At 60.7% G+C, this 24,576-nt stretch carries 21 protein-coding genes; 8 read left to right on the forward strand and 13 right to left on the reverse strand.

Going from position 1 to position 24,576, the window contains the following annotated elements:
- Positions 1-34: 34 nt before the first annotated feature.
- The 12 genes from H0B43_RS09300 to H0B43_RS09355 form a co-directional block, all read right to left on the reverse strand.
- Positions 35-568, reverse strand: coding sequence for a YdcF family protein (locus H0B43_RS09300; RefSeq protein ID WP_397517540.1), 534 nt, complete (start codon positions 566-568; stop codon positions 35-37).
- A 93-nt stretch (positions 569-661) separates the two neighbouring features.
- Positions 662-1,987: a UDP-glucose/GDP-mannose dehydrogenase family protein gene (locus tag H0B43_RS09305; RefSeq protein ID WP_185728179.1), complete on the reverse strand. Its 1,326-nt coding sequence runs from the start codon at positions 1,985-1,987 to the stop codon at positions 662-664.
- A gap of 48 nt (positions 1,988-2,035) precedes the next feature.
- Positions 2,036-2,998, reverse strand: a complete 963-nt coding sequence (locus H0B43_RS09310; protein WP_185728178.1) for a GDP-L-fucose synthase — start codon at positions 2,996-2,998, stop codon at positions 2,036-2,038.
- A complete protein-coding gene (gene gmd, locus H0B43_RS09315; RefSeq protein WP_185728177.1) occupies positions 2,998-4,026 on the reverse strand; it encodes a GDP-mannose 4,6-dehydratase in 1,029 nt (342 codons plus the stop codon). The genes H0B43_RS09310 and gmd overlap by 1 nt, the downstream gene beginning before the upstream one ends.
- Before the next feature lie 71 nt (positions 4,027-4,097).
- Positions 4,098-5,369 (reverse strand): hypothetical protein, encoded by a 1,272-nt coding sequence (locus H0B43_RS09320; protein WP_185728176.1) that lies wholly within the window; start codon positions 5,367-5,369, stop codon positions 4,098-4,100.
- A 34-nt stretch (positions 5,370-5,403) separates the two neighbouring features.
- Positions 5,404-6,603, reverse strand: coding sequence for a glycosyltransferase family 4 protein (locus H0B43_RS09325; protein WP_185728175.1), 1,200 nt, complete (start codon positions 6,601-6,603; stop codon positions 5,404-5,406).
- Positions 6,603-7,085: a DapH/DapD/GlmU-related protein gene (locus H0B43_RS42795; RefSeq protein ID WP_185728174.1), complete on the reverse strand. Its 483-nt coding sequence runs from the start codon at positions 7,083-7,085 to the stop codon at positions 6,603-6,605. The genes H0B43_RS09325 and H0B43_RS42795 overlap by 1 nt, the downstream gene beginning before the upstream one ends.
- Before the next feature lie 94 nt (positions 7,086-7,179).
- Complete coding sequence (locus H0B43_RS09335) at positions 7,180-8,067, reverse strand: glycosyltransferase family 2 protein (protein ID WP_185728173.1); 888 nt, start codon at positions 8,065-8,067, stop codon at positions 7,180-7,182.
- Positions 8,064-8,822, reverse strand: a complete 759-nt coding sequence (locus H0B43_RS43080; RefSeq protein WP_185728172.1) for a WecB/TagA/CpsF family glycosyltransferase — start codon at positions 8,820-8,822, stop codon at positions 8,064-8,066. Before H0B43_RS43080 ends, H0B43_RS09335 begins: the two co-directional genes overlap by 4 nt.
- Before the next feature lies 1 nt (position 8,823).
- Positions 8,824-9,660, reverse strand: coding sequence for a glycosyltransferase (locus H0B43_RS43085; RefSeq protein ID WP_185728171.1), 837 nt, complete (start codon positions 9,658-9,660; stop codon positions 8,824-8,826).
- Between the two features lie 1,026 nt (positions 9,661-10,686).
- Complete coding sequence (locus tag H0B43_RS09350; protein ID WP_312033853.1) at positions 10,687-12,168, reverse strand: oligosaccharide flippase family protein; 1,482 nt, start codon at positions 12,166-12,168, stop codon at positions 10,687-10,689.
- A gap of 107 nt (positions 12,169-12,275) precedes the next feature.
- A complete protein-coding gene (locus H0B43_RS09355; protein ID WP_185728169.1) occupies positions 12,276-13,799 on the reverse strand; it encodes a sugar transferase in 1,524 nt (507 codons plus the stop codon).
- Between the two features lie 836 nt (positions 13,800-14,635).
- Here H0B43_RS09355 and H0B43_RS09360 point away from each other — a divergent pair.
- Positions 14,636-15,388: an SGNH/GDSL hydrolase family protein gene (locus tag H0B43_RS09360; protein ID WP_185728168.1), complete on the forward strand. Its 753-nt coding sequence runs from the start codon at positions 14,636-14,638 to the stop codon at positions 15,386-15,388.
- A gap of 447 nt (positions 15,389-15,835) precedes the next feature.
- On the forward strand, positions 15,836-16,339 hold the full coding sequence (locus H0B43_RS09365) for a hypothetical protein (RefSeq protein ID WP_185728167.1): 504 nt from the start codon (positions 15,836-15,838) through the stop codon (positions 16,337-16,339).
- Here H0B43_RS09365 and H0B43_RS09370 read toward each other — a convergent pair.
- Entirely contained in the window at positions 16,323-16,721 is a 399-nt protein-coding gene (locus H0B43_RS09370) for a hypothetical protein (RefSeq protein WP_185728166.1), read from the reverse strand. The two genes, H0B43_RS09365 and H0B43_RS09370, sit on opposite strands and share 17 nt — an antisense overlap.
- 349 nt (positions 16,722-17,070) lie before the next feature.
- Here H0B43_RS09370 and H0B43_RS09375 point away from each other — a divergent pair, with 349 nt between their 5' ends.
- The 6 genes from H0B43_RS09375 (at position 17,071) to H0B43_RS09400 (ending at position 24,522) form a co-directional block, all read left to right on the forward strand.
- The gene (locus H0B43_RS09375; RefSeq protein ID WP_185728165.1) at positions 17,071-18,876 is read left to right on the forward strand and encodes an MFS transporter; all 1,806 of its coding nucleotides are present in this window, start codon (positions 17,071-17,073) and stop codon (positions 18,874-18,876) included.
- 59 nt (positions 18,877-18,935) lie between these two features.
- The gene (locus H0B43_RS09380; protein WP_185728164.1) at positions 18,936-19,367 is read left to right on the forward strand and encodes a nitroreductase/quinone reductase family protein; all 432 of its coding nucleotides are present in this window, start codon (positions 18,936-18,938) and stop codon (positions 19,365-19,367) included.
- 121 nt (positions 19,368-19,488) lie between these two features.
- Complete coding sequence (locus tag H0B43_RS09385) at positions 19,489-20,931, forward strand: family 43 glycosylhydrolase (protein WP_185728163.1); 1,443 nt, start codon at positions 19,489-19,491, stop codon at positions 20,929-20,931.
- A gap of 186 nt (positions 20,932-21,117) precedes the next feature.
- Positions 21,118-22,542, forward strand: a complete 1,425-nt coding sequence (locus H0B43_RS09390; protein WP_185728162.1) for an FAD-binding oxidoreductase — start codon at positions 21,118-21,120, stop codon at positions 22,540-22,542.
- Positions 22,539-22,880 carry a cupin domain-containing protein gene (locus H0B43_RS09395; protein ID WP_312033852.1) on the forward strand — a complete coding sequence of 114 codons (342 nt, stop codon included), beginning with the start codon at positions 22,539-22,541 and terminating at the stop codon, positions 22,878-22,880. Before H0B43_RS09390 ends, H0B43_RS09395 begins: the two co-directional genes overlap by 4 nt.
- An 88-nt stretch (positions 22,881-22,968) precedes the next feature.
- On the forward strand, positions 22,969-24,522 hold the full coding sequence (locus H0B43_RS09400; protein WP_213015111.1) for an APC family permease: 1,554 nt from the start codon (positions 22,969-22,971) through the stop codon (positions 24,520-24,522).
- Positions 24,523-24,576 lie beyond the last annotated feature (54 nt).

The raw sequence follows: 24,576 nt of genomic DNA on the forward strand, positions 1-24,576 counted from the left end.
GGCACGCGCACCGTTCGCTCCAGATGATGCGAAGTCAGAAACGTACTTGGAAGAACGCTTTGACGAATCCGACCGTCTGATAGAGGTAGATGTACCCCCAGTGCGGGATGCTGAAGTTATAGTCCCGTGGGACCGGCCGCATGACGACCTCGCCGTCGAAATACCGAGAGAAGAGGTACCGCGCCCGCGGCAGGTGGTAGCGCCAGCTGATCACCATGATGCTCGTCCACCCGTGCTGAGCTGCGAGGTCCCGCGTGAACAGGGCCTCGCCTCGTGTCGTAGGCGGTTGCGGCGGGACGCAAGTGACGGTGAAGCGGTGATCTTGGATGGCGCAGAACTCGGCCATCTTGCGGTCGCCCGTCCAGTACGGGTTCGACAGCACCACATTCGCCGCGAAACCCTCACGCGCAAGCTCGATGCCGTATTCCTCGCGACCGTCGCGCTCACCGCCGAGCACGATGATGGCGTCGACAGGCCGCATCGGATCGACTTGCGATTTGGAGTAGAGGTTGTAGCCGGCCCCACCCAGGCCGGCCACGCCTACTGCCGCAGCACCGATAGCACTCACTGCAAGGATCGCCAGGCGCTGCACCGTTCCCAGCCTAGACGGCAACTCAAAAGGCCGCCGGACGAGACGGCTCCAGCGCTGCCCTACGTTCCGCTAGGGCCTTCCCAGACCCCTGTAGTTCCAGCCGGCGTCGCGCCATTGTTGGGGGTCGAGGCAGTTGCGGCCGTCGATGAGGACCTTGTTGCGAACCACGTCGTCCAGATCTGCGGGCTGAAGCTTCTGGAACTCCGGCCATTCGGTCAGCACCAGGACAACGTCGGCGCCTTCGCAGGCATCCATAGCCGTGTCGGAGTATCCGAGTGTGGGGAACAGCGCCCGCGAGTTGTTCATTGCCTTCGGGTCATACACGTTGACAGCGGCGCCCTGTAACTGAATCTGACCGGCAACATTCAGGGCTGGGGAATCCCGCACGTCGTCGGAGTCCGGCTTGAATGCCGCACCGAGCACCGCAACCCTCGCGCCCAAGAGTGAACCGCATGCTTCGCGCGCGAGTTCGACCATGCGGGTACGACGCCGCATGTTGATGTTGTCGACTTCGCGTAGGAAGGTGAGAGCCTGGTCTGCTCCCAGCTCACCGGCCCGCGCCATGAATGCCCGAATGTCCTTCGGCAGGCAGCCACCACCGAAACCGAGACCGGCATTGAGGAAGCGCCGACCGATTCGAGCGTCATGGCCGATTGCGTCGGCAAGCACCGTGACGTCGGCACCGGCTGCTTCGCATACCTCTGCGATCGCGTTGATGAACGAGATCTTCGTCGCGAGAAACGCATTCGCTGAGGCCTTCACCAGTTCGGCGGTCGCAAGATCGGACACAAGGAATGGGATGCCCTCGTCCAGCAGCTGCGCGTAGACCTCGCGCGCAACCGACTCGGCTCGGCCGGGACGGTTGCGATCAACTCCGAGGACCAGGCGGTCCGGGTGCAGGGTGTCTTGAACGGCGAAGCCTTCACGGAGGAACTCGGGATTCCACGCCACCTCGACGGTATCCCCCGCCGGCGACAGGTCCCGAGCGCGCGCGCCCAGTCGTTCGGCCGTACCGACGGGGACCGTCGACTTTCCGAAGATCACCGCGGGACCGGTGAGCAGCGGTGCCAGGGTTTCGATCACCGCATCGACGAACTTCAGATCGGCAGCGAACTCCCCTTTCTTCTGCGGAGTACCAACACCGAGGAAGTGGATGTCGGCGAAGTCGGCCGCCTCCTCGTACGAAGACGTGAACCGAAGGCGCCCCGCGGCGATGTTCCGTCGCAGCACTTCTTCGAGCCCCGGCTCGTAGAAGGGCACCTCGCCGGCTTCGAGTTTGGCGAGCTTTGCCGCGTCGACATCGACGCCGAGCACTTCATGGCCCAATTCAGCCATGCATGCCGCATGGGTTGCACCAAGATAGCCGGTGCCGAACACTGCGATGCGTGTTGTCATTTCGAGTTACCTATCAAAGACAGCGGACATGTCGAGTTCGATCGCCGACTAGGTGCGGACAGTATTCACATGCTCGCGGTACCACTGGACGGTCGACGCTATTCCGTCTCGAAGACCGATCGTGGGCTCCCACCCGGACTGGCGCAGTTTGGTGACATCGAGAAGCTTGCGCGGCGTGCCATCAGGCTTCGTGGTGTCCCACTCGATCTTGCCGCCATAGCCGACCTCGTCGGCAACGATCTCCGCGATCTCTCGGATCGTGGAGTCCTCTCCCGTTCCAACATTGACTTGGTCCGGCCCGTCGTAGTTCTCGAGCAGATGAAGACATGCCGAGGCCATGTCATCGACATGCAGAAACTCTCGACGCGGCGATCCGGTACCCCAGTTTGTCACCGAGCCAGCGCCACTCCGACGTGCCTCATCGAACCGCCGAATCAGGGCAGGGAGGACGTGCGAACCCTGCGGCGAGAAGTTGTCTCCCGGGCCGTAGAGGTTGGTCGGCATGGCAGAGATCCACGGGAGCCCGTATTGGCGACGGACCGCCTGAATCTGCAGGATTCCCGCAATCTTCGCGATGGCGTAGGCATCGTTCGTGGGCTCGAGATGACCGGTGAGGAGGTACTCCTCCTTGATCGGCTGCGGAGCAAGCTTCGGGTAGATGCACGACGACCCCAGAAACAACAGTCGTTCAACCCCGTGTTCTAGAGCCGCATCCAACACGTTGACCTGGATGCGCAGGTTCTCGGAGAGAAAGTCCACCGGGTAGCTACTGTTCGCCAAGATGCCACCCACCTTGGCGGCAGCCAGAACGACATACCGTGGTTTTGTTTCCGCGAAGAACGAGGACACAGCAGCTCGGTCGCGCAGGTCCAAGTCGTGCGACGATCGCCCGATCAGACGGTCGAACCCCGCCGCCTCCAGCTTTCGCCAGATGGCCGAGCCGACGAGGCCGCGATGTCCCGCAACGAAGAACGGCGCTGTCCGGTCGAGAGACCAGGTGGACTGGGGCATCACAGGATCTCCCAGTCCGGATGAGACGGCGAATCAATCCAGGGGCGACCTTCGTGCTCAAGCGCCTTGATGTCGGCGTCGACCATGATCTTGGCCAGCTCGGGGGTGTGCACCGAGGCCTTCCACCCGAGCTTCTCTTCCGCTTTACTTGCGTCGCCGATCAACGCATCAACTTCGGTGGGCCGGAGGTAACGTTCATCGAATCGGACATGCTTCTCCCAGTCCAAGCCGGCGTGCTCGAATGCCACCGTGAGGAAATCGCGCACCGAGTACCGACCGCCGGTAGCCAAGCAATAGTCGTCGGGCTCGTCGGCCTGCAGCATTCGCCACATTCCCTCGACGTACTCCGGGGCGTAGCCCCAGTCCCGGATTGCGTCGAGGTTACCCATGTAAAGGTTCTCCTCGATCCCAGCCTTGATCCGCGCCACCGCGCGAGTGATCTTGCGAGTAACGAACGTCTCACCGCGACGAGGCGACTCATGATTGAACAAGATCCCGTTGACGGCGAAAAGGCCATACGCCTCGCGGTAGTTCTTCGTCACCCAGTAGGAGTAGACCTTGGCCGCACCATAGGGCGAGCGAGGGTAGAACGGCGTCTCCTCGTTCTGAGGGGGCGGGGTAGCGCCAAACATCTCGGAGCTGGACGCTTGGTAGAACTTGCAGTCCAACCCGGCAAGGCGGACAGCCTCAAGCAGGCGTACCGAACCAACCCCAGTCGTATTACCAGTGTGTTCAGGCTCGTCAAAGCTCACACGAACGTGGGACTGCGCTGCCAAGTTGTAAACCTCGTCCGGTTCAATCTGCGAGAGCAACGTGACTAGGCGAGCGCCGTCGCTTAGATCGCCGTAGTGCAGAAACAGCTTTGCCTCGGGATCGTGGGGATCGACATACAAGTGCTCTATTCGTGAGGTATTGAACGTCGATGACCGGCGGATTAGGCCATGAACCTCATACCCCTTACTCAGCAACAACTCCGCGAGGTACGACCCATCTTGACCCGTAATTCCGGACACAAACGCTTTCTTCATTATCGCCTCTAGCCTTCTTTTCAGTATCGATTTTCGCCCAGCCTCACATATAATTTAATCTCATGATCAAATCAAGGTGAATGCTCACGATAAGAACGCTGTAACGCGCCACCCCCCTCACTTTCACACCCCCTCCCCACGACACAAGCTCCGAACACAAAGAATGGAGCCAAATACCATATGAATCCATACGCCAATACAAAAACAGACACAAACGCGATAAGAGCAAAATGCAAACGCGATTCGCGTACCGTCCACGCGTCACGAGCTGCAAGTAGCACCGCAACTACGAAACAGGTGACACCTAGTACGCCAACCCTCAGCAGGAGTTGAACATACCAATTGTGAGGCTGATAAGTCTCAATCAGGCCAGACGGACCAATACGCGCGTAACCATGCCCCATTGGCAGACCCAACGCGGACGCAGCGCTATTTTGCGCAAACAACTCATCAGTTAGCAGGTCCCAACCAGATGTTCTGTTCGTAACAGTACTCCGAGCGCTGAAAACGTCTGCAAAGGAGGTGCTCAATTTATCAAGGAGCAAATCCAGAGCACCCGTGAGATAGAGAAGCGTCGCAAATGACAACCAGCACACAATAGCCGCAACAAAGCGAGTACTTATTGCCCGACCCCGAGAGATCACAGCAAGTGTAACAATTCCAAAAAAAGTCGCAATCCAAACGGAGCGATGCTGAACCACCACAACAACAGATGTCAACACAATCCAGGAGAATACGTATCCGACTTTTCCGGAACGGATCCACGCGGCCAGCGCAACGATTGAGCCTGAACCGAGCACCGCAGCCTGCGATGCCACGACCGGACGCAAAGTTCTGTACGTACCGGTCACATCAATAAAGAACTCGTCCGAGCTCACGAAGCCAACGTCCATTAACCGTGCCACGGCGATAATCACGATCGCGCCGGATGCTGCCAGTGTAGTAAGTAATGCAAGCCTGCGGACACTCGAATCGGACCACTCAATACTCGCAAAGGCTACAATCGCAGCCATAAAATACGCAAAAGGACGGAACTCAACGAGGGAGGCGTTTCCATACTTCACATAGCCCACGACCACCGAAACCATCAACAAGGGCAAGAGCGCTAGCATCACCACAAGCCACGGGCGCAAATTTCTCCACAGCTGTTTTCTCTGAACCACGGAAACCACAATTAATGCAATGGTTATGACATCATAGGGGAATAGATGAATTCCGCCCAACGCGAAAAGAGGGGATGGAGTTTGGTCATTTTCCGTGACCGCAGAAAAGCTGGCCATGCAAAAAAGCGCAGTGGTACCGAGTTTCACATCTTGTTTCGCAAACACGATGGACGAAACCACAATGAAACCCAGGAGAGGAGCCCACGAGACCATGTCACATTCCGCCTTCGCCCAACGACGGAATTAGCGAGTCCGCGGCTTTTGCCAGAACTTCTATATATTGATCTACCACAAGATCAAGAGAGAATGTACCTTGGCATTGCGAAATGGCCGCGACGCTTTGCTGCTCGTAGAAATCCTCATCCGAAACAAGTCGGCTCATCGCGCACGAAATATCTTCTGCGGATTGAACATCAACCAGGATTCCGGAATTTCCTTCTCCTAGCGTATACGCGACTCCACCCGAATCCATTCCCCCGATGCCTGGGATCCCATACGATTGGGCCTCCAAGATTGCCAGACTACACGCTTCCCATCGACTGGTGTGGACCAGGATATCGATCTTAGATTTGAGCAGCGAAATGACTTGTTCGTGCGGGATACACCCCAAGAATTCGATGTTGGTGCAGTGACCAACCGACTGCGCCCACCGTTCACAGGCGCCTCCAGGTTCGTGACCGAGTCCAATCATCGTGAGCTTTGAGTTAGGAAGAGTTCGCCTAAACCGTTGAAAGGCTTTGACCGCACTCGCCGTGTTCTTCCGTCCATCAAATCCATTTGCGATGCACATAAAAGATGGGGAGTCAACATTTTGCACTGAGCGGACCGCAGTTCCGTCCGGAGTTTCAACCCCATTCGCGATCACAATTGGTCGCTCACGAGATCCGCTCGCCGCGATTTCAGTTGCAAGCGTGGGCGATACCGCAGTGAGCGAAACCGAACGCTGGAGCACTTTAGTGCCGAGCTGACTCCTTCTCCGCCAATAGAACCCGGCGAAGTTCTGGGTTAACGCCAACGGAGAGTCGTGTGCTGTAACAACGGTCGCCTTTCCTGAGGAAAGTGCCGCAGCGGCGAACTCATATGTCCAATGCGCATGAACGACGTCAACATCGGACCGCCGTATCAATCTAGCAATACGTCGCCGCTCCAACAAGAAAAGATCGGCCGCTCGCAGTCGAGCCGCCTTCCGGCGGCGACTGATATGAACAGTCAGATTTCCATCTTTAGATAAGTAGGTTCTCTTTGGCCCCGGGGAAGACGATTGCGCAAATACGACAACCGAATGACCCCTATCAAGATACCCATTAACCAGGGCGGCCGTATACGGGAACGAGTACACACCTTCAGTTGGCAGGTCCGGAATATGCCGCAAGAGCGCAGTCGGATCAACCGGCGCAGCGAAACCAATACGCATCACGAATCCACAACTGCGCCAACCACACGGGCAGGATTCCCAGCCACAATGCTACCTGGAGCCACGGACTTCGTAACAATGCTTCCAGCACCAACGACTGATCCTGCACCCACTTTGACCCCTTTAAGAATCATTGCCCTGGCTCCGATAAAACACTCATCACCAATCACAACACCATCAGACTCCGCCGGATCGGGCAAAGGAGCGTAACGACGTCCATCCGACATACGGGGCGCATGGAAATCTGTATCACAGATAATCGCCCCACTGCCGATTAACACCGAATTCCCGATCACTACCGAGCGCGCCGCGCATACTACTGCCCCGCTAACTCCCACATCGTCACCGACGCTCAATAACGCATTGGGCAGTAGCGTCCTCAAAATCACCGGCGTCGTTACCCCGAGCGCTGTATCTTGACTTCTACTGCAAAGAACAACATTGTCGCCGAGAGAAATCACACTCCTGTCGAAGCGAGACACTATCGGCCGTCCTCTCAATAGAACAGTGCCGAACTGGACACCTGCTCGACGGAGAATCCAGCTCGCCCCCACGGTATCGAGACGTCGAATTAGCCTAGATGGCATCGGGAGCCTCCTCCTTCAGCCCAATTCCGTAGGTGTTTCTGACCCAAGACACCGGGCTGCGCACAGCGCGTGTTAACTTGCCGCGTTGAATACTCCGATGCGCCTTCTTCAAATGATGAGCGTATGGCCCAGTGCCCGCGGTGACGAAACCGCGGAGCATCGCAAACGACCCGAGAATGTACGGCCGGCGTGCAAGGTAGCGAAGAAGATGAAGAGCAAAATACAGGGGGTCGTACCCTGTCCACCTGCAGACCCTGCCATTCCGGTACCTGCCATGAAGGCCACCCTGGCTCGCGCCGATTGCTCGCGCAAGCTCAAATCGGGCAGATTCGACAACTGCCACTGAAAGTCCGCGTTGCTGGATCGCGACTTCATCCATCACGTCGAAACCTACCGCAGACGGCAATTCTTCGAGGATTCTATAGGCGCGTACTGAGTAGAGTTTGACCGGTCCAGGAACGTGGAGACGTTGCTCTCTCATTTTGGGGTTTTCGATGACTCCCCCAGCTACACCGACATCGTCGGTGAATCTATCCAATACTAGCTCGAAGTAGTCCGTTGGAAGTCTCACGTCAGCATCTAGCTTCATAATATGCGTATATTTCGCCAGATCTCCAGCGGCATCAACGCCATGACGCCACGCCGAGAATGCGGAGCCACCAATCAGCATTCCATGATTTCGGCGAACCTCAAGCCGAAATCGCTGAATAGCGCCTTTCTCATTAAGCCGCATTACCGAATCGTCGGTGCTGCCATCATCGACGACTACCCAGTCAAATGCCCGAAATGAGAGTTTCGATAACGAGAGTGCTAAATCGCCGATATTTGAACGCTCATTGTGCATTGGCGTCACAATCAGCACTTTTGCATCTGTCACTTTGATCTCCCGGTAGTTGAACGTCGTGCAACTGCTACGAATGGGGGGACATCGCGAAGATAACGAAGAAGGAGTCGATTTGGCTCGCGCGCTATCCTATACATCCACTCCAAACCCAGGCGTTGAAGAATGACAGGGGATCGAGATCGAGCCCCCGCCGCGTAGTCAACTCCCGCGCCTACGCATAGTATCCAGCCATTTCCCGGAAGTGCCGATATCTCAACTGCAAGTATTTCTTGTCTTGGAGTACCGATACCCACAATTACAAGATCGGGCTCAAATCGCTCAACCGCCCGGTAAAGCCGATCGTGCGCTTCGACGCTTCCGAACGACCCAACAGGAAAGTGGTCTACCTCAGTCAACCAACCTCTTGCCCGCATCTTTTCAGCTAGCATTATTCCGCTGGACTCGGTCGATCCTCCGATGATGAATGCCCGACGTCCATCTACTGCGCACTTCGAGACCCGAGTGATCAACCCGGAACCTGTTGTACGACCACGCAGGGGATTACCTAACCGCCGCGCGAGGCTTACCACTGGCCAACCATCAGCAACGACGAACTTCGCAAGGTGATAGGCCGCATCGATCGGCGAGCCGACTTCTAATTGAGCAATATGGTGCATATTCGGGGTTACAACGATTCCCCAATCCTCATCGGAAGACCGCGAGGTAACGAGTTGACATAACTCTTCCTCGCTAATATCCGAAATATGTATCGGCAGTTCGCGAGTCTGAATCGACGCTGTACGGTACATTTCAGAATCTCCGAAGTAGATGGTCTATTGAGATCCGCAGGTATGGGTACGCAAATAGCACTGGCCAGATTGCACCTGCATGTCTTCGCAGGTATCTGTAGTGGCTTCGCCACGGAAGGCCTTTCGTGTGAAGTACACGTCGGTACCTCTCAGACAAGGTGATAGAGGGAGCCTGATATGACTCCCCCACTGGATTACGTTCGCACAACCCAAACCAACCGGGCGCAACAACAATCTCCGCGCCGGCGCGGTGCGCTCTGAGTGTCCAGTCAAAGTCCGCGTACGAGTGCTCAAATTCAGAATCCAATCCCCCAATCCGGCGCAACAGTTCTGTCGGGATTAGTAGAAGATTTCCATTTGCGGCGTCAGCCAATATCGGTTCTGAGGCGGGAACGATGTGCTCCCATCGAGTGATTGGGTAGCCCAGCCTGATGCCGCCATACGTTATAGATCCTTCGGCGTCTCGCATACTGCCAACGACGACCGAGTTGCTCCGATCCGGTCGCGATTGCCACGACGAAATTAATCGTGCCAGCGCGTCATCCGCAAGGGCAACATCATCGTTAATCCACACCACTATCTGTGGATCATCCCCGAGTGCCCTCACCTCGACATGGCTCATTGATTGCGCCCAGAACCACTTTGCGGGCACACGTTCAACTGAGATAGGACCGTCTACGCGACTTAGTCTCTCACGCGTGTCGCTATTGCTCGACGCATCGGCGACCCAGACCCGAACTAGATACTCGTCGGAAATTTGCTGGAGAATGCTGCGAACGCACTGCTCAGTCAGGGCCCCACGATTATGACTCGCCATGATCAGCGCTACCGACAGCATCTGATTCTCCTTCCGTCCTTACGTACCCGTGCTGAAGTAGGTCGCGACTCGAGCTACGGAGCCTGGCCAAATTTTGGATTCCTGCAAGCGCGTCATCGAGGTTGGCGGAATCTAGCGGGTACGGAACACCTCGTCCTCGGGTGTAACGTTCCTCATTCTGCGCATCGAACCTGTAGTTGCTCTCGGGCGGCCATATGTATCCCCGCCCCGATACTCGCGTGAGATGCGGCGCGTACCAGACATATTCGCCCTCGGATAGAAAGGCTGCCAGCATCGAGAAACTTGAGACAGAGCATACGAGCAGGTCGGCGCGAGCCATTATCGATAGATCTGATGTCGGGGATCCGCTCACCACGATCGAACGGTGTGCACGACTCGCAATCGTTGCGAGGCTGTTACAGGTGGCAAGACCCGATGGTTCAGTCACCAAATAGAGCGTATAGTTTTCCAAGGCCGAGTCGATTTCGGCCACTACATCCCGGTACCATGTCACGGGTATTCGTCGGTTGAACGTACCGGGCATCGGCGGTTCGTCTGCGAAATCGCCAGCCCGGACATGAACCGCAACAGTTGGGCCGCTAAGACGATACTTCTCCATCAGGCGGCATTGTTGGTTCGACAACGCAGCGCTGGTGCCAAGTATTCTGGTCCGAATGAATTCGCGGGACGATTTGATAGCCCGGTAGCCGCCCACCATTCCTGATTTATGGATTATAGTACATGGCGCGGAAGTATTCTTATATTTTGCCGATATGAAGTCCGCATAATCTAGAATTCCGGACTGGATGAATTCTTGTTCCCCAATACTGTGTTTCGGGAATATCTGCACACCAAAATACTCAACTGATTGGGTGCGTGATGCCTGCAGTTCACCACGGTATCCCCGCGGGTTGAGCGCCCACGGCATCTCTATATACTTCTTGCCCAAAGTCTGCGCAGCGATCCAAGCCTTACCCATCGGAATTACTTGATTTCCTAGGCCGGCGCCCCTCAGCCCACCGACTGGACTTGCGACTGACCAACCGTTCATGACGGTGCCACCTTCCGGGATCGCCCCAGTTCCCTGAGCACGCCCATAGCTATACGACTCGTCCTCGTCCTCCAACACACGGCACAAATACCTATCACTGCGGCCAGCGACGCGACCAGGGTGAGAGGGAGTGCAATTGCGGAAGTTGGCCCTCCCATTATATTTGCGACCACTGCACCCGAACCCCACGCGGCAATATAGGTAGCAGTACCTTGCAGATAGGAGTTCATTGCACGGCGAATATTTATCATCCGTGCGTTCTTTAGCCGCCGTAGCTGGTCTGCGTGAGAGGCACCAAGCGCCACCGTTGCGCACGCTAGGACACCCTCCGTAGTGGGGAACCGAAGGACGGCAACCGTCAGCGTCAAAACAAGACTTGCTCCACCAATTAGCTGGACGCGCCAAATCTGGCCAAATAGCGCCTGCGATTCGAGGGCCGAGCTCGCGGCGATGTAGCAGAGGTTGATCGTGCAAAAGATCGTCCATAGTGTCAGCAGTCCGTCCGCATCTGCCCATTGCGAGCCAAGCAAGATGGCAATTAGTGGCTGGGCCGATCCAGCGATGACGCCGAAGCATGCAGACCCTATAATTGACGCTATTCCAATAACGCCAGTGATCGGATCAGTTAAGTCGCGCCCATGACGCCCCATCGCTGCAAGTTTGGGGTATACCACTTTAGTAAATGCCGCGGACAGGCTATTCATTGGGATAGTAGAAACGTTTTGCGCTCTTGAGAATAGGCCCACATCCGACGCGCGAGCTATTCTTCCGAGTAGCCACAGCGGAAGCGTAAGAATCGCGTAATGCACGAGATTCTGCATACCAATCTGGTAGGACACTCGAAGAAATTGTCTTGAAGTCACTGCACCACTCGGAATCGGAAACAGCTTCAGAGCCCACCACCCTAAGAGGGCGACGAACACCGGGAAGGCGAGCGAGCCGACTACAAGGATGTATGCGGGCGCGCCCGCGGATATTAGCGCAAGAGTCATCGCAAAGCTGACCACCAATCCGAGCGTCTCACGAAGGGACGCCGCCTTAAACTGCCCTCTTCTTCGAAGAATCGACATTGAGATCGAGGAGATTCCAGCACAAAGTGGAATACCAACCGCAATCAGCATCATCTGGCTTAAGCCGTCAATGTTCCAAATGATCTCGATATTGGTCGCGAGAAGCGTAAGGAGCAGGCCGATTGCGGTACCCGAGATGAGCACCTGACGGACGGCAAGCCCTGCTACATCTTGGTCCGAATCCGGGCTTTGAAGGATGGCCTGCGATACCCCTGAGCCGACGAAGTATGTTGCTACCTGCACAGTGGAGATTGCAATTGCATACGCCCCGAAGTCCGACGGAGTAAAGGATCGCGCCGCAACTGCTGTGTAAATGAGCTGCGCAACCGTGCTTGCGGCCATAGCCCCGTATGTCCATATAGCTCCTCGTGCGAGCTCACCGCGGGTGAGGCTCTGCGGATCATTCACACTAATGTCCTCGCATGAGCGCTAGGTTGACCACGAATCTCGCGCACGCTCGCCGCGGAGCAGTTGGCTCATGGCGAGCGTGCGGTGTTAGTTGACGACGGCGACGGTCAGTACGCACCCGCACCAGCCACCACCGCCCGCAGCGTTTTCCCGATGATTAACAAGTCGCCCATCATTGACCAGTTCTCTACATATGAGAGATCGAGTCGCACAGTTTCTTCCCACGACAGATCCGATCGCCCGCTCACCTGCCATAGTCCCGTAACGCCAGGCTTCACCAGCAGTCGGCGCCGAACCGTCCCGTCGTAGGCTTCAACTTCGCGTCGCAGCGGCGGACGAGGTCCTACAACACTCATCTCGCGGCGAAGGACATTGATGAACTGTGGCAACTCGTCGATGCTGAACTTGCGCATGAAGCGGCCGACCCCCGTCACGCGCGGATCTTCGCGCATCTTGAACAGCACCCCGGCACCCTCGTTCACCTTCATCAGAGAGGCCACCTGCTTGTCTGCGTCGACAACCATGCTCCGGAACTTGAGCATCGGGAACGGTCTACCGTCCAAGCCCATTCGCTCAGACTTGTAGAAGACAGGGCCTTTACTGGTCAGCTTGATTGCGATCGCGACCGCCAGAAGAACCGGACTGATCAGGATCAACGCGAGGGTTGCAAAGACGAAGTCGAATGACAGCTTCGAGAACCTCTGCGCACCGTGGTACTGCGGCTTCTCCACATGGATCAGGGGGAGGCCGGCAACGGGGCGCATCGAGAGCCGAGGGCCGGAGACGTCCATCATTCCCGGAGCGACCACAAGATCGACATGGTGAGGCTCCAGCGCCCACGCCAGGTCCCGCATGCCATCGTGACCGAGGTGCTCAGTTGCTGTGACTGCCACGGTGTCTGCCCGGCAAAACTCCAGCGAATCCACCACGTCCTGCTCGTCTCCGAGTACCGGAATCTCGCGCCCGTTCACGGTGATCTTGTCGCCGTGTGTACCGGTATGCCCCGGGATGCACACGCCGACGACGCGGTAGCCATCGGCAGTACCGCGGGCGAAGGATTCGGCAAGGCTGCGCACCGAACGTTCCCCACCAACCACCAGTACGGAGGTCTGAAACTCGCCCCGCGAACGCTTGCGCGTGATCACCTGGCGCCACACCCAGCGGTTCACCATCAGGGCAACCAAGCCCACGGGGAACGCAATCGCCAGGTAGAGGCGTGCCAGGTCGAGTCGAAAGAGGAGTGCCAGGATCGCGATGAAACCGAAGAGACGCACCGTCGAAACGAAGATGCGGCGGTACTCGTCGGGACCGCTACCGATGACTCGGATGGTGCGGGTCCGAAAGATCACCAGCGTCACCAGCCATGCGACCACCAGCAGGGCCGACACCAGCGTGTAACTCAGGCTGCGAATGGCTTCGCCGGCCGTGAGAACACCACTATCGCCGAAGCGAATCCACTGGGCCAACGCGACGGCGGCAATCACCACTAGGGTGTCGGAGATCAACAGACGACGTATGTACGCCGCCTGCCACTCTCTACGACTCCTGAGTCGCCCCGTCTCCGTAGAGACCGTTGTTGCACCCGGCGTGCCTGAGGCAGGGCCGAGCGGAACATCGAATGCGGTCACCATTCGTGCCTTCCACCTGAGTACCAATAAGCCGGCAAGCGCTGCTGTCTTGCGACTGTTGGCGGTAGATAACGACCGCCCCCCTGTATTGCTGCCGGGTTTATGATCGCACCTTCAACCATCTTCGTTACAACTGGAGTGGCGAGAGTCACACCAACGAGAGTTCAACGGCGAGAACAGGTTCCTACGCAGGTCACGGGTCTATAGATCGAACGAATGACACGGTTTACACCATCTTGGCCGTTGCGGATAGGGCCGAAGGTCCTAGCCAACTGGGCGAATTTTCGGTATTTTGCCGCAAATTGTCCGCAAGTCAGATTGGAGCGCTTGACCCTGCCCACGTTTGTTGCTTCCCATATCGGTCTGTAGCGCACTGTGGACGCTGAGCACGAACGCCCACCGTGTGTGAACGCTGCTGATCCGGGATAGCGGCGCACAGCCGTTCCTGACGAGGCTTGAGCGTTCATTGCAATCCGGGTAGGTCTCGTCGGGGTCAGCGTGACCGCAGTCCTTTTCGATCCGATCTGATCACTAGATGACCACCACTGGCCGCGAGGTCCCTGCACTATCGGTTCGGACTTTCGGAGATGTCGGCGACGAGTAGTCTCCCGAACGGTCGCACGATTTGTTCACACGGATCTTCGCGAAGCGACACCCATTTTGTTCGACCAACGACATGAAAGCCGCGCCGCTCCGTCCCGTTGGCCTCGCCTCCGCAGGACACCCCCTGGATTTGAGAGAGGGGCCCGCAGTGCGCGAGGTCGCGTACCACATGGTTGCACGTTCATTCAGTCGGTCTACATGCTTAGCCAACGGGGGCATGCGGGAGAATGCTCGCTATGTCGAAGAAGCCGCGTTCAGTGTCCGATGTAAAACGCGACCCGAAGACCGTGGCCTTCTGGTCTTTCATCGCGTTCGCGATCGTCGCCGGCGCCGGCATGTACTACGCGAATGAGCAACGGACTCCGCCTGCGAGCGCCATCGCGCCCTACACTCCCGGCCCCGCGCCAGCCCAGGTCAACAGCAAACTGGCGATTCTGGGCGACTCGTACACGGCAGGAGCTGGTGCCGCGATCGACGAGGGCTTTGGTCAGCAAGTCGCAGCGCTATTCTGCTGGGATGGCGCCTACTTCGGGCAGGGTGGCACCGGATACACAAATCCCGGTCAACCGGCGGAAGGCGAAAGTGCCTACCTCCAGCGCGTGAATGCGGTAATCGAAGCGAGCCCTGACGTGGTAGTCATCCAGGGGAGCACCAATGATGATGGGGGTGAGGATAATACGGATAAGGCACGCAAGGTATTTTCCGCAATTCGTGCCGGACTCCCCAACGCTCAAATCATTGCCCTGGGTCCAGTCGCGCCGCCGAAGGAAGATCCGGCGAGAGTTGCGGCCTCACGGGACGCAGTTCGTGCAGCCGCAGACGGTGAAGGCATTCCCTTTATTGACCCCATTGCTGCCGGATGGATGCCCGGCAGCTTTAACTTCGGAGAAGACGGTATTAACCTAAATCGCTTTGGGCACAAGCTGATGGCAGAAAATGTATTTGGATCTATCCGACAGCTAAACCTCCCAAACCTCACACGCTGCTAGCAAGCCCCTTTGCCCGTTTCCGCGTGGGCACGCACAGTGAATGGACCTCGTAGGACTTTGTTATCTCGGCGTGTCTGCTCCAACTTCACAGTAATTCCCGAGACCATGCCTGCGTGGATGCACGCGCTCTCGACCGGGTCAGGGAAACGATGGATACGTTCGTCGGTGGGGTGTTCTCGTCGCCGGCGCGGACGGATCAGCAGGCGACGGCTAGGGTGCGGGTATAGCCCAAGCGTCAAATTGAGCACAATTTGACTGTGGATTCCCATCGTGCCGGGAGCGCATCCACGCGCTCGGCACGCTCAAACCCAGGGTCCGTTGGTGGCACCGACTGCCAGCAGAGTTGAGATCTCGGGATGCCTCGGTGTCTCGTAACTGCTGCACCTATAGCAACGTTCGACTACCGAACTCCATGTAGGTCACGTGCATAGGTGGCACCATTGATCGGTGACCGCTCAGCCGCTCGACGATGCACCCCACCCCAGCCGCTGGCACCGGCTGCGTGCGGCGTGGCGGAGGAAGCTCGATCCAAGCGAGCAGTCGGCGGTGGTGTCGTGGGCGGCGTTCACGTTGACGTTCGCGGGGGTGCGGGCGTTGACGCACTGGATCAGGCGTGGGCACGGACCGTCCGGGGGTGGCATGAGTCTGCACGGCCGGCATTTCCACCATTACAACCTGGGGATCGCGGCGCTGGCCGGGGTCGGGGCCGTGGCGGTACGCGGCTCGGAGAAGCAACGCCGCCACCCGACGGTGCCGATCTCGTACGGCGTCGGCACCGCGCTCATCGTCGACGAACTGGCGTTGCTGCTGGATCTGGAAGACGTCTACTGGGCCAAGGAGGGACGCACGAGCGTCGACGCCGCGGTACTCATCATCGGGCTCGGCGGGTTGATGACGGCGGGATTCGAATTCTGGCCAGCCGCCCAGCGGGTACTCACGGAGCCGATGTAGGAGGAACCCCACCGGACAACCGGGCCGTCCCCCACGGCTCGATGTCGTAGACCGGGATGCAATCCAGGCCGCGGGCACGCACACGCTGCACGACGGCCGCATCCGAACCGGAACCGGTGCCGTGAGCAACTGCTTCGGTGACAATCGCGCAGAGCACGTCGCCGCGGAAATCGCGGACGGGTTTGAGCCCCTGCTCCACCGTCCAGTGCCGCACGGCAGCCCAGTGCGTCACCTCGGTGACGGTGGACGGGTTGCCGATGAACAGCACACTCCGTGTCCTGTTCCGTCCGCCCGCGACGACGGCCGACTGCACCTGAATCTCCGCCTCCGTGCACCACTCGGACGCCAATTCGGCCAACCCGGTGCTCGCAATCGTCGACATCGCTCTCTTCCGTTCGTGGGTTCAACTCGATGCGAATCATCCTGTCGCGAATCTCACTCGGCGCCCGTCCCCCGATCGGGCCGAAAATCGGACGAATCGCCCGTCCCCCGATCGGCCCGTCGGCGCAGCGCTGCGCCGTGGATCGGGAGTGCGTATCATCACAAATCTGATCGACCGCGCTCGACGGAACCGATTGAGCGACAGCGACACAACGGACAAGCCGGACAGTCCCGATCCAGGGAGGTCGCGGTCGGCCGGATGCCCACCCCGCAGAACGCACGACAACAGAACACTTTGCTTTCCGATTACTTACTTTTGAAAACTATGAAAACTTGAGAGGTGAAATTCCTTGGTCTCGCACACGCAGGAACCCCCCGTGTCGAACGATGACGGGCCCCGGACACTCGAGACGCTCGGCCCCCGCTACAAGTGGATCGCGTTGTCGAACACCACGCTGGGCATGCTGGTCGCGACGATCAACTCGTCCATCGTGCTCATCGCACTCCCCGACATCTTCAAGGGCATCCACCTCAACCCGCTCGAACCCGGCAACACCAGCTACCTGCTGTGGATGATGATGGGTTTCCTCGTGGTCACCGCAGTCCTGGTGGTGAGCTTCGGACGCCTCGGCGACATGTACGGGCGAGCCCGGATGTACAACATGGGCTTCGCCGTGTTCACGATCGCCTCGATCTTCCTGGCCGTGACGTGGTTCGACGGCTCCGAGGCGGCACTGTGGCTCATCGGGTGGCGCGTCGTGCAGGGCGTCGGCGGGGCGTTCCTGATGGCGAACTCGTCGGCGATCCTCACCGACGCCTTCCCCGCCGATCAGCGCGGCCTCGCGCTCGGCATCAACGGTGTCGCCGCAATCGCCGGGTCGTTCCTCGGCCTGCTCATCGGCGGCATCCTCGCGCCGATCCACTGGAATCTGATCTTCCTCGTCTCGGTGCCGTTCGGCGTGGTCGGCACGATCTGGGCCTACCTGAAACTCCACGACACCGGCGTCCGCCAGCACGCCGACATCGACTGGTGGGGCAACATCACCTTCGCCGTCGGACTGATCGCCGTGCTGGTGGGCATCACCTACGGAATCCAGCCGTACGGGTCGTCGTCGATGGGATGGGGCAGCCCGATGGTGCTGTCGTGCCTCATCGGCGGTGTCGTCGTCCTCGCGGTGTTCTGCATCATCGAGACGAAGGTCGCGAACCCCCTGTTCAACCTGCATCTGTTCCAGATCAAGTCGTTCACGTGGGGCAACATCGCCAATCTGGTGGCGTCGCTGGGCCGCGGCGGTCTGCAGTTCATCCTGATCATCTGGCTCCAGGGCATCTGGCTGCCGCAGCACGGCTTCGACTACAGCCGCACCCCGCTGTGGGCCGGCATCTACATGCTGCCGATGACCGTCGGATTCCTGCTGTCGGCACCGGTGGCCGGGGTGATCTCCGACAGATTCGGCACCAAGTGGTTCACCAGCACCGGCATGTTCATCACCGCGGCCACGTTCGGAATGTTGATCGCGCTGCCGGTGAACTTCCACTACTGGGCATTCGCCGTGACGCTGTTGATCAACGGCATCGGCATGGGCATGTTCTCCGCCCCGAACCGCGCCGAAGTGATGAACAGCCTGCCCGCCAACGCGCGCGGCGTCGGCGCGGGCATGATGACGACGTTCCAGAACGCGGCAATGGTGCTGTCGATCGGGTTCTTCTTCAGCCTGATGATCGCAGGCCTCAGCACCCACCTGCCGTCGGCGATGAGCGACGGACTGATGGCCAACGGGGTTTCCGCCGCGCAGGCCACCCAGATCGCGAACCTGCCCACCGTCGCCGTGCTGTTCGCGGCGTTCCTCGGTGTCAACCCGATTCAGGAACTGCTCGGACCGCAACTGTCGTCGCTCACCGAGCAGCAGCAGGCGCACCTCACCGGCCTGGACTTCTTCCCGCAGCTGATCTCGGGACCGTTCGCCGACGGTCTGGCCATGGCATTCGCCTTCGCCATCGTCGCGTGCGTGATCGGCGGCATCGCCTCACTGCTCACCGGACCGCAGAAGAAGGCCACGGCGGACGAACCGCGGGAATCGGTGGGCGCGGAACTCGCCGGAATCGCCGGCGAGGCCGGAATCGGCCCGAGCGAACTCGTCCACGACCGGCCGTAACTCGGTGCCGGCGCCCGCATCAAGCCTCGTGCGGGCGCCGACCTCGTTACGCTGAAACCATGCCTTCGGACCGGTCACTCAAGTTCATGAACGCCCTGCACCGTGTCGTCCTGCGCCTCACGGGCGGGCGGGTCGGGAAGAGCTTCGGCAAGATGCCGGCGGTGGAGTTGACCACCGTCGGCCGCAAGACCGGGCAGGTGCACCGCGTGATGCTGACCGTGCCGGTGCGCGAAGGCGACACCCTCGTGGTGGTGGCGTCGCGGGGTGGCGACGACCACCACCCCGCGTGGTACCTCAACCTGCAGGCCAACCCGGTGGTCAAACTCTCGCTGCAGGGCGGGCCCGCGCGGTCGATGCGCGCCCACACGGCCACCCCCGAGGAGCGGGCCCGGCTGTGGCCGCAAGTGACGGCCGCCTACAAGGGATACGCCGGCTATCAGAAGAAAACGGACCGCGAGATCCCTCTCGTCCTGCTCGACCCCGAATCCTGACACCCGTCACGCAGAACACGGTTCGGTTGCAGTCCGGCATAGTGCCCCGAATTCACTCTTGACCTCCACCTCACCCTTATAGATTGGCGCATTCCGGGCGGGCGAGGTTTGGGAGCTACGTGTGAACACTGACGATGCTGCGCCGCGCAGGTCCCCCGTCCGGCCCCTCCCGCGGCGCGGATGGATCGTGACGGCCCTGACGCTCCTCGTCCTCACGGTCGCGCCGGCCCCGACCGCGACGGCCGACGCGATCGTGCAACCCGTGGCCGCCGACCCGAGCGTCGTCCGCGCGTCCGACGGCATGTTCTACATGTACACAACCGCCGACGACTGGGGCGACGGCCAGGGCATGCACAACATGTCGATCTTCAAATCCGCCGACCTGATGGACTGGATGTACCTCGGGGACGTCTTCCCCGACCGGCCCGCGTGGCATCCCGACGGCAAACTCGCGTGGGCGCCCAACGTCCTCGAAACCGGCGGCCGCTACAGCCTGTACTACTCCCTCTACGACGAGTCGAATCCCTGCATCGGCCTCGCCACTGCCGACAACCCCAGGGGACCGTGGAACGACCTCGGGCGCCCGGTGTTCTGCGCCCACGACGTGGGGGTCGGCGGCACCATCGACCCGTTCGTGTGGGACGACGGCACCACCAAGACCATGTTCGTCGGCAACTTCCAAGGCGTCCACGCCATTCCGCTGAGCGCGGACGGGACCGCGGCGGCCGGCGAACCCGTGCGAGTGGCGGACGAACGCTTCGAGGGTCCGTACGTCGAGTTCCACGACGGCTACTACTACCTGTTTCTCTCGGCCGGCAATTGCTGCAACGGCGCCGACACCGCGTACCGGGTGCTCGTCGGCCGGTCGGAATCGCTGACCGGGCCCTACCTCGACCGCAAGGGTCAGGACCTGAACGACGGCGGCGGCGCCCTCATCCTCGCGGGCAGCGAACCGTGGGCGGGCCCGGGCCACAACACGGTGGTGTCCGACGACGCAGGCGCGGATTGGATCGTGTACCACGCCATTCCACGCGACAACCGGGATCTGCCCAGCGGCGCGCGGCGACGCGAGGGAATGATCGACCGGATCGTGTGGGCCAACGGGTGGCCCGAGGTCGGCGACGGCTCGCCCGCGTCGACCGGACCCGCCAACCCCGACACCGATCTGCCGGTGCGGGTCACGCTGAGCGGCGACTCCGACGCCACCCTGCCGTCAGAGGGCGGGGCGATCGACGCCACGATGCTCGTCGAGGCACCCGAGGACCGCCCCTACGCGGGCCAGGTGTGGGCCAGCGCGATCTCCCCCGACGGCCGCACCAGCGAACCGTTCTTCGGGCCGATCGACGTGAATCTCCAACCTGGCGAGGTGCTCGAGGAGGCCGTCACCTACACCGTCCCCGGCGACGCGGTGGCCGGCACCCACTACGTCTACGCGTTCGCGGGCAGCTACCCCGACGAGACCGTCGAATTCGGCACCGTCCACGCCGTCAAGACGGGCGGCGAACCGAAGATCAGCCCGGTCCGCTCCGTCTCGCTGCACGTCGGGAGCATCGCGCGGCGCTAGCGACCCGTCGGTACGGATCGACCGAAACGACCGATTCAGTTCCCATTCGAACGATTGACAACGGAATCAGTGCAACTTTCTGCGAATCACTATTGAAATAGTGGCGTGCGCCCGTCAGGATAGGGAACCACGGTGACGTGCCTCACACGCCACAGTTTCGGTCAGCCCGCCAACAAAGGTGCCCCAGTGATGCAGACAGTGTTCGAGCAGAATCCACCGAACGCGAAGGTTGTCGACCATGCGCTCCGGCGCACCCGGTTGGCCCCGTTCTGGATCGAGGACATCGCCGACACGCCCACCTACCCGGCCGCCACCGCGGACGCCGCCTACGACCTGGTGGTCGTCGGCGGCGGCTACACCGGACTGTGGAGCGCCCTCCTCGCGAAACAGCGCAACCCCGACATGTCCGTGGCCCTCATGGAAGGCGAGACCATCGGGTGGGCGGCCTCCGGCCGCAACGGCGGATTCGTCGAGGCCAGCCTGACGCACGGAAGCGAAAACGGTCGCCGCCGCTGGCCCGAGGAGTTCGACACCCTCGAAGCACTCGGACTCGAGAACCTCGACGCCATCGAGAAGACCGTCCACACCCTCGGCCTCGACTGCGACTTCGAACGCAACGGCGCGATCTCGGTCGCGATCGCCGACTACCAGGCCGACGACGTGCTCGCCACCCCGCCCAGTGCCACGACCACGGTCCTGGACGGCCCCGCGATGCGCGCCCAGGTGAACTCCCCCACCTACCTCGCCGGCGTGTGGGACAAGGAGTCCACCGCGCTGGTGCATCCGGCCAAACTCGCCGCCGAACTCGGCCGCACCTGCGCGGAGCACGGCGTCGACATCTTCGAGCACACGCAGGCGCTCGGCCTCGACCGCTCCCGGTCGTCGGCCCGCGTCGGCGTGCGGACGGCGCGTGCGACGCTGTCTGCCGGACGAGTCATCCTGGCAACCAACGCCTTTCCGTCGCTGCTGAAGCGCTACCGGTTGCACACGGTCCCGGTGTACGACTACGTGCTGATGACCGAACCGCTCTCCGACGCGCAACTCGCGGACGTGGGATGGTCTGCCCGACAGGGCATCGCCGACATGTCGAACCAGTTCCACTACTACCGGCTCACCCGGGACAACAGAATCCTGTGGGGCGGATACGACGCGATCTACCACTTCGGTCGCGGCATGCGGCACGACCTCGAGAACCGTCCCGAATCCCACACCCGGCTCGCGAACCACTTCTTCACGACGTTCCCCCAGCTCGAGGGCCTCGAATTCACCCACCGGTGGGGCGGCGTCATCGACACGTCGACCCGCTTCTGCTCGTTCTTCGGTTCCGCCGCGAAGGGGCGCATCGCGTACGCCGCCGGCTTCACCGGCCTCGGTGTGGGCGCGTCCCGCTTCGCGGCCGACGTCATGCTCGACAAGGTGTCCGGCGAGACGACGGCGTTGACGGAACTGCAGATGGTGAAGGATATGCCCCTCCCCTTCCCGCCCGAGCCCTTGGCGGCGGCCGGCATCAACGCCACCCGGTGGTCGCTCGACCGTGCCGACCACACGGAGGGCCGCCGGAATGCCTTCCTCAAGGCTCTCGACGCCGTGGGATTGGGATTCGACTCGTGACAATCCTGCCCACGGACGCGCACACGACCGATCTCACGTACCAGCACCTCCCCGCCGTTCAGGTGGTCAGCGGACCGGCCCCGAGGGTCGGCGAACGACTGCTCGGCGACGTCGCGGGCGCCACCGTCGGGATCTGGGAAATCGAGCCCAGCGTCACGCGCGACGTCGAGATCGACGAGGTGTTCGTGGTCCTCAGCGGCGACGCGACAGTGCAGTTCGAGGACGGCACCCCCGATCTCGAACTGCGACCGGGAAGCCTCGTCCGCGTGCACACCGGCCAGAAGACCCGGTGGATCGTGCGCGACACCTTGCGGAAGGTGTTCGTCGCGGCCACCTAGGCCGGCCACCCCGAACGGAACCCCCGACCCCCGATCCACCCTGCCCGGGCACCCCGCCCGCCGCCCCGCACCCACCGAGGGAGACACATTGAGCATTGCCGAACCTCCGCCCGTGAAGATCCAGCCCTCGACGACGCAGCCCTCCACGCCCCAGTCCGAATTGCACAGCCCCGCGAAGGGGCTGAACAGCGGCGCACTGGGATTGATCGGCAACACGGTGATCGGGCTGTCCTCGGTCGCGCCCGCCTACAGCCTTGCCGCAACCCTCGGCTACGTCGTCCTCGCGGTGGGCGACAAGGCGCCGTCGATGTTCCTCGTCGCCTTCGTCCCGATGTTGCTGACCGCGTTCGCCTACCGTGAACTCAACCGCGACACCCCGGACTGCGGCACCTCGTTCACGTGGGCCACCAAGGCCTTCGGCCCCTGGATCGGGTGGATGGCGGGATGGGGACTCGCGGTGTCCGCGATCATCGTCCTCGCCAACACCGCCGAGATCGCGGCCATCTACCTGTTCGAGGTTCTCGGGTTGCACGGGGCGGCCGAATCGCTCACCGCGAAAGTGCTGCTGGGGTGCTTCTTCATCGCGGCCATGACCTACGTCAGCTTCCGGGGCATCCTCATCAGCGAACGACTGCAGAACATCCTGATCGCCGTGCAGTTCGCCGTCCTCATCGGGGTCAACGTCCTCGCGCTGACGAAGGTCTTCGGCGGCACGGCCGGACCGCAGGCGGTCACCCCGAAACTCGACTGGATCATCCCGACCGGCGTCTCGATGTCCGATGCCGCCCAGGCGATCATCCTCTGCATCTTCATCTACTGGGGGTGGGACGCCTGCCTGGCCGTGGGCGAGGAGACGAAGGACTCCGAGCGGACTCCGGGACGCGCCGCCGTTCTGACGACGGTCATTCTCGTGGCCACGTACGTACTGGTCGGGTACGCCGTCCAGTCGTTCGCCGGGTTCGGCGACACCGGTATCGGACTGAACAATCCCGAGAACGTCGACGACGTGCTGACCACCCTCGGTGGTCCCGTCGCCGGGCCGTGGGCGGCCTCGTTGCTGCTGCTGACGGTGTCGATCTCCGCGCTCTCGTCGACGCAAACCACCATCCTGCCGACGGCCCGGGGGACGTTGTCGATGGCGGTGTACGAGGCGCTGCCGCGGCGGTTCGCCTCGGTGCACCCCCGGTACATGACGCCCGGCTTCGGAACGCTGGTGATGGGCGCGGCGGCACTCCTGTTCTACCTGGTGCTCTCGTTCCTCAGCGCCAACGCGCTGCAGGATTCGGTGGCCTCGCTCGGACTCGCCGTCGCGTTCTATTACGGCATCACGTCCTACGCGTGCGTCTGGTACTTCCGTCGGACACTGTTCGCCTCGGCGCGAAACCTGTTCATGCGCGGCATCTTCCCGCTGCTGGGTGGGCTGTGCATGACGTGGGCGTTTCTCCAGAGCGCCGTCGACATGCTCAGTCCCGACTACGGATTCACCGCCTTCGGCCCGCTCGGGGGCGTGTTCGTCCTCGGCGTCGGAATGCTGGTGGTCGGAATCCCGCTGATGCTGCTGTGTTTCGCGACCGGCACCCGCAACTTCTTCCGCGGCCACACCCTCACCGCCGACACGGAGGTGAAGGTGCCCGAGCAATGAGCACCGACGTCACCGGGAAGAGGCGATAGCTTCCGAAATGTCCGAGCCGATTGT

Source organism: Rhodococcus sp. 4CII, from assembly GCF_014256275.1.
Taxonomy (GTDB): Bacteria; Actinomycetota; Actinomycetes; order Mycobacteriales; family Mycobacteriaceae; genus Rhodococcus_F; species Rhodococcus_F wratislaviensis_A.